This is a genomic window from uncultured Alsobacter sp. (assembly GCF_945952055.1).
Taxonomy (GTDB): domain Bacteria; phylum Pseudomonadota; class Alphaproteobacteria; order Rhizobiales; family Beijerinckiaceae; genus Alsobacter.
Genome location: NZ_CAMFHB010000057.1, coordinates 22,156 through 34,590 on the forward strand (window position 1 = coordinate 22,156; position 12,435 = coordinate 34,590).

Sequence of the window (12,435 nt, forward strand, 5' to 3'; positions counted from 1 at the left end):
TCGGTCGGCCTTTCCGGTTCATTGGCGGAAACCTGAAGCATGCGGCGCGTCGTCGTCACGGGCCTTGGCATGGTGTCCCCGCTCGGTTGCGGTGTCGACATCACCTGGGAGCGGTTGCTCGCGGGCCAAAGCGGAGCTGGCAGAATCCAGGGCATGGAGATCGACGATCTCCCTGCCAAGGTTGCCTGCCAGGTCAAGCGTGGCGACGGCAGCGACGGCACCTTCAATTCCGACCAATGGATGGATCCCAAGGACCAGCGCAAGGTCGACGATTTCATCGTCTTCGGGGTGGCCGCGGCCACCCAGGCGCTGCGGGACGCGGGCTGGAAGCCCACGACCTATGAGGAGCAGACCTCGACGGGCGTGCTCATCGGGTCGGGCATCGGCGGCATCGGTGGCATCTACGATGCCTCGATCACGCTGGCCGAGAAGGGCCCGCGGCGCATCTCCCCCTTCTTCATTCCCGGACGCCTGATCAACCTCGTGTCCGGCTACGTCTCGATCGAGCACGGCCTCAAGGGGCCGAACCACTCGGTCGTCACCGCCTGCTCGACCGGCGCCCACGCCATTGGCGACGCGTCCCGGCTGATCGCTCTCGGCGATGCCGACGTGATGGTCGCGGGCGGCGCCGAAAGCCCCATCAACAGGCTGTCGCTCGCCGGCTTCTCGGCCTGCCGGGCGCTGTCGACCGGCTTCAACGACGAGCCCACCCGAGCCTCGCGCCCCTACGACAAGGACCGCGACGGTTTCGTGATGGGCGAGGGCGCCGGCGTGGTGGTGCTCGAGGAACTGGAGCATGCCAAGGCCCGCGGCGCGCGCATCTATGCCGAGGTGATCGGTTACGGCCTGTCGGGCGACGCCTACCACATCACCTCGCCGTCCGAGGACGGCGACGGGGCCTATCGCTGCATGGCGGCCGCGCTGAAGCGGGCCGGCATCTCGGCGGCGGACATCGACTACATCAACGCCCATGGCACCTCGACGCCGCTCGGCGACGAGATCGAGCTCAAGGCGGTGGAGCGGCTCGTCGGCAATGCCGCGGCGGACCTCGTGATGTCGTCGACCAAGTCGTCGGTCGGCCACCTCTTGGGCGCTGCCGGCGCGATCGAGGCGATCTTCTCGATCCTGGCCATCCGCGACGGCGTGGCGCCCGCGACGCTGAACCTCGACAATCCGTCGGTCGACACGCCGGTGGACCTGGTCCCGCATACCCCGCGCAAGCGGACGATCGACGTGGCGCTGTCGAATTCCTTCGGATTCGGCGGTACTAATGCCTCCGTCGTGTTCCGCAGGCTGGCGGCCTGAGGATCGATCCCCATCTTCGCCACATTCGGCGGTAGGGTGCGGGACCTTCTTCGGTCCGTGCGCCAGCCGGTCTCAGACACTCAGGCGCTCGAGCAGGACGAATGGCCCAGTCGCAAGAGCCCCAGACACCGCCCCCGCCGAAGCCGTCACGCGGCCTGATGGGCCGCATCGTTCCCCGTTCGCCCACGGAAGCGATCCAGCCGGTGGCCGCGCCGCCGCCGCCGCCCGTCGAGCGCCGCCGTCGCCCGGTCATCAACTTCATCAGCGGGTTCCTGTCGCTGGTCATGGTCCTCGCGCTGGTCGCGGGCGGTGGACTCTTCGTCGGCAAGGTCCAGTACTTCGCACCCGGCCCGCTCGGCCGCGACAAGGTCGTCACCGTCAAGGGCGGCACGACGGACGTGGCGGAGCAGCTGCAGCGGGAAGGGGTGATCGAGCACTACTACCTCTTCCTGGCGGGCCTCCACATGCTGGGCAAGGCCTCGCAAATCAAGGCCGGCGAGTACCAGTTCAAGGAGAAGGCCAGCCTCAACGACGTGGTGGAGACCCTCGTCGAGGGCAAGGCGATCCTGCACGCCGTCACCATCCCCGAGGGGCTGACGAGCCAGCAGATCGTCGACCGCCTGCGCGAGAACGACGTGCTGGTCGGCGAGGTCGGCGAGATCCCCAAGGAGGGATCGCTTCTCCCGGAGACCTACAAGTTCACGCGCGGCATGACCCGCGCCCAGCTGATCGAGAGGATGCAGCAGGATCAGGCGCGCGTCATGCGCGAGGTCTGGAACCGCCGCCAGGCCGACCTTCCGGTCAAGACGCCGCAGGAGATGCTCGTCCTCGCCTCGATCGTGGAGAAGGAGACGGGCAAGGCGGACGAAAGGTCCCGCGTTGCCGGGGTTTTCATCAACCGGCTCAACCGGAACATGAAGCTCCAGTCCGATCCCACGATCGTCTACGGGCTCGTCGGCGGGAAGGGCACCCTGGGCCGCGGCATCCTGCGCAGCGAGATCGACCAGGCGACGCCCTACAACACCTATGTGATCCCCGGGCTTCCGCCAGGGCCGATCAGCAATCCCGGCCGCGCCGCGCTGGAAGCCGTCGCCAACCCGTCCCGGACGCGCGAGCTCTACTTCGTGGCCGACGGCACGGGCGGGCACGTCTTCGCCGACACGCTCGAGCAGCACAACCGCAACGTCGTGCGGTGGCGCCAGATCGAGGGCGACCGCCGCGACGCCGCTCCGGTCGATCTTCCGGCCACCGCGCCGCCCTCGCCGGCGCGTGCGCTGGCGGAGGATCCGCCGCCGGCCACCACCCCCGGGGCACCTCTCGCCCCGTCGATCGCGCCCGGCCAGCCGGGCGGCAAGCGGTCGCCCCAGACCCAGGCGCCCGCGCCCCAGCAGGGGCAGCAGCCCGGCCTGAGGCAGGGCCTGGGTCCCCTGTCCGGAAACCGCGGCAATCTCGACGCGGTGGCGGGGACGCCGAAAGATCCGCTGGCCAACAAGACCTTCGACCTCAACTCCCCGAAAACCGTTCCGGCTCTTCCCCGGTGACCGGCGGGAGCGTGGCGCTTGATGCGCCGCGCTGCTGGGCCTAAAGCTGTCGACCCTTCGCAGATTGCTCTCGGGAAGCGCGAAAATGCCGATAGCCAGCATGACGGGATTCGCTCGGGAGACGGGACAGTCCGGCCCCTGGCGCTGGGTCTGGGAACTCAAGACCGTCAACGCGAAGGGGCTCGACGTCCGCGTTCGCGTGCCGCCGGCCTTCGAGGCGATCGGCGAGGAGGCCCGCTCCCGGATCGGCAAGGCCCTGCAGCGCGGGACGTGCTTCGCCAACCTGTCGGCGACGCGCGACCAGGCGCCACCGGTGGCGCGCATCAACACGGCCATGCTCGATGCCCTGGTCGAGGCTCTCGCGCCTTATGACGGCCGGCTGGGCCTGCGGGCTCCCTCCGTGGGCGCGCTGCTCGGCGTGAAGGGCGTCGTCGAGGTGACGGAGACCGGCGACGACGAGGACACCCTGAAGCAGTTCATCGCCGGGGCGCTCGAAGGCCTCGACCGGACGCTCGCCGCTCTCGTGGAGGATCGGCACGGCGAGGGGCGGGCGCTCGAGTCCATCCTCGGCGCGCGCATCGACACGATCGCCCGGCTGGCGGATGCCGCCGATGCCTGTCCGGCGCGCCAGCCCGAGGCCGTCAAGGCGCGCCTCGCCGCGCAGGTCGCGGCCCTGCTTGACGCCTCCTCCTCGCTCGATCCCAACCGCCTGCACCAGGAGGCGGTGATCCTGGCCACCAAGGCCGACATCCGCGAGGAGATCGACCGCCTGCGCGCCCATGTGGGCGCGGCGCGCGAGCTCATGGCCAAGGGCGGCCCGATCGGGCGCCGGCTGGACTTCCTGGCCCAGGAGTTCTCGCGCGAGGCCAACACGCTGTGCGCCAAGGCCAACGACGTGGCCCTGACCATGATCGGGCTCGACCTCAAGACCGAGGTCGAACAGTTCCGCGAGCAGATCCAGAACGTCGAGTAGCGCCATGACGGTCCAGCTTTCCAACGAAACCATCGGCCGTCGCGGCCTCATGCTCGTCCTGTCCTCGCCCTCGGGCGCGGGCAAGACCACGCTGACCCGCCTGCTGCGCGAGCAGGAGCCTAGCCTCACGCTGTCGGTTTCGGTGACCACCCGGCCCCGCCGGCACAGCGAGGTGGAGGGCGTCCACTACCGCTTCATCGACGTCGAGACCTTCACGCTGATGCGCGACCGGGGCGACCTGCTCGAATGGGCGGAGGTGCACGGCAACTTCTACGGTTCGCCGCGCCGCGAGATCGACAAGGCCCTGGCCTCCGGCCAGGACATCCTGTTCGACATCGACTACCAGGGCGCCCAGCAGATCCGGGCCAACGCCGCGTCCGACGTGGTCAGCATCTTCATCCTGCCGCCGTCGATCCCCGAGATGCGGCGGCGGCTGGAGCGCCGGGCCGAGGATCCGCCCGAGATGATTGCGCGGCGGCTGCGCACCGCGATCGGCGAGCTCGAGCGCTGGCGGGAGTACGATTACGTGCTCGTGAACGACGACCTGGAGCGCTGCTTCGAGCGGCTGCAGGCCATTCTCGTGGCCGAGCGCCTGCGTCGTGAGCGCCAGCCGGGCCTCGTCGCCTTCACCGAAGGCTTGATGGACGACCTGCGCCGCTCAACCTCGTAGGCTGCGCCAGGCGTTGGCGAGTGCCACGAAGCCTTCGACGGGCACCGTCTCGGCGCGGGCCGTGGGGTCGATGCCGGCCTGCTCCAGCAGCGGCGTGGGATTCATGCCGAGCGGCTTCAGGCTCTGGCGCAGCATCTTGCGACGCTGCCCGAACGCGGCCTGCGTCACGGTCGTGAGGTCCTTCAGCCGGCACGGCAAGGGATCTGGCCGCGGCACGAGTTGCACCACCGATGAGACCACCTTGGGCGGCGGATGGAAGGCCGCGGGCGAGACGTCGAAGAGAATGCGGGCCTTGGTCCGCCAGCCGCACAGGACGCCGAGCCGTCCGTAGTCCTTGGGCTCGTCCGGCGTGGCGACGATTCTCTCGGCGACCTCGCGCTGGAACATCAGCGTGAAGCTCTCGAAGATCGGCGGCCACGGATCCTGCTCGAGCCAGCCCGTCAGCAGGACGGTGGCCACGTTGTAGGGCAGGTTGGCGACGACACGCGCGGGTGCCTCGATGCCCAGGGCGCTCCAGTCGGTCTCCAGCGCGTCGCCCGACACCACCTCGAGGCGTCCGGGATAGCGCTCCGCGATGGCGGCCAGGGCGGGCAGGCAGCGTTCGTCCCGTTCCACGGCGACGACCCGCCGGGCGCCGAGCGCCAGCAGGGCGCGCGTCAGGCCTCCGGGGCCGGGCCCCACCTCGACGACCGTCACTCCCTCCAGCGGCCCCGACGCCCGCGCGATCCGGCTGGTCAGGTTGAGGTCGAAGAGGAAGTTCTGTCCCAGCGATTTCCTGGCGTCGAGCCCGTGCTCGCGCACCACGTCGCGCAAGGGAGGGAGGTCGTCGATGGCGCTCATGAGGCCACGCCTCCGGCGCAGAGTCGGTCGGCGAGATGCAGGGCCGCCACGAGGCTGTCGGGTCGGGCGAGGCGCTTGCCGGCGATGTCGAACGCGGTGCCGTGATCGGGCGAGGTGCGCACGAACGGCAGGCCGAGGGTGCAGTTCACGCCGTCGTCGAAGGCCAGCGTCTTGATCGGGATCAGGGCCTGGTCGTGGTACATGCACAGGGCCACGTCGTAGCCGGTCCTGGCTCTGGCATGGAACATGGTGTCGGCGGGCAGGGGCCCGCGCGCGTCGATCCCCATCTCGCGCAGCCGGTCGACCGCCGGGCGCACCACGGCGTCGTCTTCGGCGCCCAGCGCGCCGCCTTCGCCGGCATGGGGATTGAGGCCGGCGACGGCGATGCGGGCCGACGGCCTGGCGAAGCGGCTGGCATAGTCGGCGGCCACCACCTGGCCCGTGCGGACGATGAGGTCCGTGGTGAGGAGGCTCGGAACGCGGCGCAGCGGGACGTGGATCGTGACGGGGACGACCGCGAGGTCCTGCGACCACAACAGCATCACCGGCAGGGGCTCGGGGATGCCCCACAGATGCGCGGCCAGCGCCGCGAGGTATTCGGTGTGGCCGGGATGCGCGAAGCCTGCGTCGTAGAGCACCGCCTTGGCGATCGGATTGGTGACGACGCCGCGGGCTCGCCCCGCCTGCACGAGGCGGACGGCGAGGTCGATGGAGCCGATCGTTCCCGGGGCCGTGGCCGGATCGGGCACCCCGAAGGGCGCTGCCCCGGCGTGGCCGGTCGGCATCACGGGCAGCCGGCTCTCGAAGAGAACCCCGGCGTCCTCCGGCTGGCATTCGGCGACGGCATCGGCGGCGTCGAACAGGGCCGCGGCGCGCCTGACGGCTGCCGGATCGGCCACGAGGAGGAAGGGCGGAAGGCGGCGCTCTTTGCGGTCCAGCCAGGCCCGCACGGCGATCTCGAGGCCGATGCCGGCGGGATCCCCCTGCGTCAGGGCAAGGGGAGGCCCGCCGTTCCGGTGCGACGTCACTGACCGAGGCCGTCCGGCGTGGCCATCGACGTCTGGCTGTAGGAATACTTGGCGCCGCCCAGCGTCCGCAGCTCGAGCCGCAGCATGAAGGTCTGCACGCGTTCGCGGGTGCCGTCCGACAGGGTCATCTTGCCGGAGTTGCCATAGACGAAGGCCAGCGTAGTGCACTCGTCGCGGTAGCCGGCGCCGAGCTGGACGCTGCCGAAGGTGAGCGCGTTCGAGAATTGCCCGCCCGTCTGCTGGTAGAACTTCTCCTGCGCATTCCGGCTGAGATCGAACTGGGCGGTGCCCAGGACGTACCAGTTGTCGGTGATGTAGTAGGTCGCCGAGGTCGACAGGCCTTCGCGGCGAACGTAGTAGCCGAGGTCAGGCTGGGCGGCGTAACGCGCATACAGGACGCTGGCGCTCAGCTTGTCGGTCAGGGCGGCCGTGGCCTGCAGCTCGACGCGCTTCATGGCGAAGGTCGAGTCGTCGAAGCGGGCGCGGGCGATGAAGGAATAGCGCGAGGACGGCTGGATCTGCAGCCGGCCCACATAGTCGGAGTGACGCGTCTCCAGGCCCGAATTGGCTCCGACATGGGCAAGGTCGGACGTGGCGTAGGAGTTGGCGCCGCCGATCTGGTGCGACTGGCCGAACAGCGCGCTGACGAAGGCGCCCTGGGCCGCCGTGAAGGTGTACTGCATGCCGACATTGGCGCGCGAACCACCCTCGACCCGGTCGTAGCCGGAGAACTTGTTCACCTCGAACAGGTTCGTGTCGTCGAACGTCAGGCTCTGCGCGTCCTCGTTCGGCATCTTGCCGATCTGGCCTTCCTTGGGCCGGGCGATGACCTGGGCGATCGGCTCGATCACGTGCGAGCCGAACGAGGTGTCGGCGATGAAGGGATAGCGGTAGGTTAGGCCGGCGGCCGGCATCGCCCGGGAAATCACGTCACCCGAGGTGTCGATGAAGTTCGGCAGGTACTGGTTGAAGGCGCCCTTCGTGTCCAGAGACGCGAAGGCGAGGTCGCCGCGTACGGACGCGAACGGGGTCCAGGACTGGCCGAGCGGATCGATGAAGGTCCGCCGCCAGCTCGCCTCGATGCTCATGCGCGTGTAGTTGCCGGCGACGCCGCGCACGAAACAGTTCGTCCGGTTGTACTGGCCCGGCGCGCAGGTGTCGTAGATGCTCGTGCCGGTCGCGATGGGGAACTGGTAAGACCCCGGCGTCATGCCGTTGGCGCGGACCAGGCTCTGGTAGTCGGTCTCGGCCCGGGTGATGCTCGTGAGGTTCGCGTTCAGCGTCAGCTCGCCGCCGAATCCGCCGAGGCCCACGAACCGGCGGTCGTAGTCGACGACCGGCGCGACGACGGGCTGGCGCTTCTGCCAGTCCGCGTAGGACAGGCCGCGGAAATAGTAGCCGCGCGCGTCGAAGTAGCTGCGCTCGCCCTTGCCCGTCAGATAGGCGGTCGAGATCTGCTCCTTGAAGCCCGTGATCGTGAACACGTCGTCATAGGCCGTGCGGTAGCGGTAGTTCTGGAAGAACCACTTGTCCGTGGCCGCCGTGACGTCCCAGCCCCACTGCCACTTGTCGTTGATCAGGAACTTGCCCTGGCTCTCGACCGACCCGCGGAAGTCCTTGTTGGAGGCGCCGAAGGGCGGGTTCGAGAAGGCGCTCTTGTCCTGCTGGAAGATGCCGCTGGCCTTGATGTTGTAGCTGCCGTTCATCAGCCGATGGCGCCATTCGGCCTGGCCGAGGACGCCCTGCCGGGTCATGAAGGTCGGCGTGACCGTAAGGTCGTAGTTCGGCGCGATCGCCCAGAAATAGGGAATCGACGCGCCGTAGCCCAGCGTGGTGCTGATGACGAAGTGCGGCGGCAGGAAGCCGGACTTGCGCTTCACCGTCGAGTCGGGCGCCGAGAAATAGGGGATGTAGGCCAGCGGCACGCCCCAGAACTCGAGCGTCGCGTCCTCGTAGTAGATCGTCCGCTCTTCGTTCTTGTGGATGATCCGCTTGGCGCGCACCTGCCACAGCGGCGGCTTGGACGGATCGTCCTTGCACGCGTCGCAGGCGGTGTAGGTGCCGCGTTCGAAAACCGTCGTCTCGCCGTCGGTGCGTTCGGCCCGCGGCGCGGACAGGCGCGTCCGGTCGGTGGTCTCGACCCTCAGGCTGTCGATGAAGCCGTCCTTGAAGTCGCCGGTGAGCTCGAAGCGATCGCCATAGGCGATCTGGCCGTTCTCTTCCGTCAGCTTGGCGTTGCCGCTGGCGAAGACCCGGTTGGTGTTGCGGTCATAGATGACCTTGTCGGCCTCCAGCACGCGGCCCTGGTAGTAGAGCTGCGCGTTGCCCACGGCCGAGACCGTGTTCTTGTCCTTGTCGAACACGAGCTGCTGCGATTCGACGACGAGCCGATCCTTGGCCTTGTCGCCCTTCTGCGCCTGCTTGTTCAGGCGATCCGACATGGTCTGGGCATGGGCAACAGCCATGACTCCAGCGCTCGCCGTCAGACCCGCTGCGGCGACAAGGAGAATCGGATTGATACGTCTGAACACCATGCCCGAACCACAACGGCCGAAGTACGCACGGCCCGTCATCACCCGTCCTCCTGATACAGCAGAGCGAGCGTTCCGAGCAAACTGCCAACGACCGCCGGCGACCAGGCCGCGACGACCGTCGACAGGATTCCTGCCGAACCCAGATCCTCAATCAGTTGCGTGGCCACGTAAAGTACGAAACCCGCGGCAACTCCACCGAGAACCATTTTGGCCACACCACCAAATCGGAAAAATCTTAAGGAAACAGAAGCGGCCACGAGAACCATCGCGACAAAAAGCACTGGACTCGCCAAAAGCGACTGAAATTGCAGGCGATAGCGGGTGGCGTCGAGCCCGGCGCGTTCGGTCCTGTCGACGAGGTCGGGCAGTTCCCAGAATGGCACGCTTTCGGGCGAGGAGAAACTCTGGCGCACCTGGTCGACCGTCAGATTCGTCGCGACCGCGTAGGCCTCGAAGGTCTGCGGCTCCTGCTCCGGCATGGTCATGCGGGCGTAGGTCAGCTCCCAGTAGCCGTCCCGCAGGGTCGCCGAGGCCGCTTCGATCCGGTCCAGGAATCGCCCTTCCTTGTCGAACTCGAAGAACGTCACCTGGCCCAGCACCGCGCCCGACTGCGTGGACCGCTCGGCCCGGATGATGGCCTGGCCGTCGATGCTGCGCTGGCGCACCCAGAAGAGCTTGTCGCCGGAATTCTTGGACTTGTTGCCCAGGCGCGCGGTCTCGATCGTCGAGGCCATGTCCTTCAGGCGCGCCGCCACCGGGTTGTAGACCGTCACGGCGAACACGCCGAAGGCGATGGCGACCATGGCCGGCGGAAACATGAACTGCCACACCGAGACGCCGGCGGCGCGCGCCACGACGAGTTCGAGCTTGCGCGACAGGTTGAGCAGGGCCGTCATGGCGCCGAACAGGATGGCGAACGGCAGGATCTGTTCGGCGATCGAAGGCGTGCGAAACAGCGACAGCTGGGCCAGGATGATGGCGGGCACGTCGGCCACGTCGCCGGTGCGGCGCACCAGCTCCACGAAATCCAGCGTGTAGATCAGGACGAAGACGGTCAGGAACACGCCCAGGATCGAGCGTATGAAGCGTCCCGCCAGGTAGAGGCCGAGGGTGCGTCCGATCATCGCCCGCTCACGCCTGCAGGGCCGGGCGCAGGACAGGCGTGGGTCCGCGGCCGCGCCGCACCAGCATGCCCTTGAAGATGACGACGAGGCCGCCGACGAGCCCGACGATCGGCACCAGATAGGCGAGCACGATCGCGTTGCCCGAGCGCACGACGAGGCTCGAGACGGCAAAGCCGGCGATGCGCAGCAGCACCATGACGATGATCGCCGCGCCGATCGCCATGCCGCGACCCTGGCGGGTGGTCCGCGCCGTGCCCAGCGCCGCCAAGGCGATGGCCATGAAGGCCAGCGGATAGAGAGGAGCGGAGAATCGGTCGTGCAGCTCGGCCCGGAACCGGCCCCGCTGCATCTGGACGTAGGGGTCCGCCTTGTTGAGGTCGAGGAGTTCGGGGGTTCCGCGCTCGCGCGGCTTGTAGACGACGATGTCGTTGTCGTTGCCGAACTGGCTCAGGTCGATCGCATAGCGCTCGAACACGACGATGGCGGCATCCGCCGACCCGCGCTGTTCGCGCTGGATGCTGCCTTGTTCGAGCACGAGGTAGGGGACGCCATTGTTCTCGATCGTGCGCCCGCGCTCGGCGATGTAGGTGCTCGTCTTCTCGGCATCGCGCCGGTCCTGCATGAAGATGCCGAGCAGGCTCTCGCCGGACCGTTCCCGATAGTGGAAGGTGATGCCGGCGTCCAGATTGGTGAATTGCCCCTCGCGGACGATGTTGCTCACGAAGTCGGCGCGGATCTTGGTGACCAGGTCGCGCATGTCGCGGAAGCTGGAGGGCATCGCCCACAAGGTCATGAATGCGACGAGCGCCGAGACGAGGAGCGCCAGCGCCAGAAACGGCCGCATCAGCCGCCCCGGGGGCAGGCCGGCGGCGCTCATCACGATGAGCTCCGAGTCGCCGTTCAGCTTGTTCAGCGCATAGAGCACCGCGATGAACAGGGACACGGGCGCGATGATCGTGATCAGGGCGGGGATCGAAAGGCCGGTCACCGTGAGGAACACGAGGATCGTCTGCTTCTTGGCCGTGAGCAGGTCGAACTCGCGCAGGGCCTGCGTGATCCAGATGACGGCCGTCAGCGAAAGCAGCGTCCCGACGAACGCCGTGCCGGCCGTCTTGAAGATGTAGCGGTCCAGTATGCTCATCACGATCCTGCCGGCCGAGGCCAGCCCTACCCAATGCTCCCGGCGCGGACAAGGCCGGCGGGCCTTGTCCAAGCACGATTGCCGCGCTGTGCAGCCCCCGTGCCACGATCCACGCCGCGCCGCGGTCCTTCCCAAGACGCGCGGCGCGGTGCTTGTGGCGTGCGATCGCGGCGAACCCGTGGCTGCGCTGGCATTCGGGCGCACTCCGGATTATTTACCGTGGACGTCCCGAACAAACCGTGACGCCCCACCTTGCCCAGGCCCGCCCCGGGGCCTCTCGTCAGGAGACCGCGATGACGAACCGCATGAAGGTCAGCTTTGCCGCGCCCGCGCTGCCGCCGTCCGGCACCCTGGTGACCTTCGTGGGGGACGACCTCGCCTTGCCGAAGGGCTTCCTGGCCCTGGCGGGCGCGTCGCTGGACGCGACGGTGGGCCGCGCCGCCGCGGCCGAGGGCTTCAAAGGCAAGGCAGGCTCGTCGCTGACGCTGCTGGCGCCCGCCGGGCTCGCGGCCGACCGTCTCGTGGTCATCGGGCTCGGGGCCCCCAAGGACCGGGCCGAGACGAACTACGTGAACCTCGGCGGCCAAGTGGCCGGAGCGCTGGGCTCGGGCAAGGCGGCGACCGTCCATCTCGAAGGCCCTGAAGGGTGGCGCGCCGACGGCGACGCCGCCGCCGACATGGCACTCGGCCTCCAGCTGCGGGCCTACAAGTTCGACCGCTACAAGACCCGCAAGCGCGACGGCGCCGAGTCCGACGCGCCGACCACGGTGACCTTGGCCCTGGCCGATGCCGCCGGCGCCCGCCGCCAGGCGAAGTCGCGCAACGCCGTCGCCGACGGCGTCGTGCTCGCTCGCGACCTCGTGAACGAGCCGCCGAACGTCCTCTACCCGGAGGAGTTCGCCCGCCGGGCCGAGGCCCTGACCAAGCTGGGCGTCGAGGTCGAGGTGCTCGACCGCAAGAAGCTCGAGAAGATCGGCATGCGGGCCCTGCTCGGGGTGGGGCAGGGATCGATCCGCGAGAGCCGGGTGGTCGTGATGCGCTGGAACGGCGCGCCGAAGTCGAAGGCCAAGCCCGTGGCCTTCGTCGGCAAGGGCGTCTGCTTCGACACCGGCGGCATCTCGATCAAGCCGGCCCAGGGCATGGAGGACATGAAGGGCGACATGGCCGGCGCCGCCTGCGTGGTCGGCCTCATGCACGCTCTGGCCGCCCGCAAGGCGAAGGTGAACGCCATCGGCGCGATCGGTCTCGTCGAGAACATGCCCGACGGCAACGCCCAGCG

Annotated in this window: 10 protein-coding genes; 5 read left to right on the plus strand and 5 right to left on the minus strand. The window is 68.6% G+C overall.

Annotated elements, in window-relative coordinates:
• Positions 1-39 precede the first annotated feature (39 nt).
• From fabF to gmk, 4 genes are all read left to right on the plus strand, one after another.
• The gene (gene fabF / locus Q0Q47_RS27255) at positions 40-1,305 is read left to right on the plus strand and encodes a beta-ketoacyl-ACP synthase II (RefSeq protein ID WP_293867658.1); all 1,266 of its coding nucleotides are present in this window, start codon (positions 40-42) and stop codon (positions 1,303-1,305) included.
• A gap of 101 nt (positions 1,306-1,406) precedes the next feature.
• Positions 1,407-2,846: an endolytic transglycosylase MltG gene (mltG, locus tag Q0Q47_RS27260; protein WP_293867660.1), complete on the plus strand. Its 1,440-nt coding sequence runs from the start codon at positions 1,407-1,409 to the stop codon at positions 2,844-2,846.
• Positions 2,847-2,931: 85 nt separating this feature from the next.
• Entirely contained in the window at positions 2,932-3,819 is an 888-nt protein-coding gene (locus Q0Q47_RS27265; protein ID WP_293867662.1) for a YicC/YloC family endoribonuclease, read from the plus strand.
• A 4-nt stretch (positions 3,820-3,823) separates the two neighbouring features.
• Complete coding sequence (gmk, locus tag Q0Q47_RS27270; RefSeq protein ID WP_293867664.1) at positions 3,824-4,489, plus strand: guanylate kinase; 666 nt, start codon at positions 3,824-3,826, stop codon at positions 4,487-4,489.
• Here gmk and rsmA read toward each other — a convergent pair.
• From rsmA to lptF, 5 genes are all read right to left on the minus strand, one after another.
• Entirely contained in the window at positions 4,478-5,329 is an 852-nt protein-coding gene (gene rsmA / locus Q0Q47_RS27275; protein ID WP_293867666.1) for a 16S rRNA (adenine(1518)-N(6)/adenine(1519)-N(6))-dimethyltransferase RsmA, read from the minus strand. The genes gmk and rsmA overlap by 12 nt on opposite strands.
• Positions 5,326-6,357, minus strand: coding sequence for a 4-hydroxythreonine-4-phosphate dehydrogenase PdxA (pdxA, locus tag Q0Q47_RS27280; protein ID WP_293867668.1), 1,032 nt, complete (start codon positions 6,355-6,357; stop codon positions 5,326-5,328). The genes rsmA and pdxA overlap by 4 nt, the downstream gene beginning before the upstream one ends.
• Positions 6,354-8,822, minus strand: a complete 2,469-nt coding sequence (locus tag Q0Q47_RS27285; protein ID WP_293867670.1) for an LPS-assembly protein LptD — start codon at positions 8,820-8,822, stop codon at positions 6,354-6,356. The genes pdxA and Q0Q47_RS27285 overlap by 4 nt, the downstream gene beginning before the upstream one ends.
• A gap of 107 nt (positions 8,823-8,929) precedes the next feature.
• Positions 8,930-10,015 (minus strand): LPS export ABC transporter permease LptG, encoded by a 1,086-nt coding sequence (lptG, locus tag Q0Q47_RS27290; protein WP_293867672.1) that lies wholly within the window; start codon positions 10,013-10,015, stop codon positions 8,930-8,932.
• 7 nt (positions 10,016-10,022) lie between these two features.
• A complete protein-coding gene (gene lptF, locus Q0Q47_RS27295; protein ID WP_293867674.1) occupies positions 10,023-11,156 on the minus strand; it encodes an LPS export ABC transporter permease LptF in 1,134 nt (377 codons plus the stop codon).
• 293 nt (positions 11,157-11,449) lie between these two features.
• Here lptF and Q0Q47_RS27300 point away from each other — a divergent pair.
• The coding region (locus tag Q0Q47_RS27300) for a M17 family peptidase N-terminal domain-containing protein (protein ID WP_293867676.1) at positions 11,450-12,435 on the plus strand (986 nt) is incomplete at its 3' end.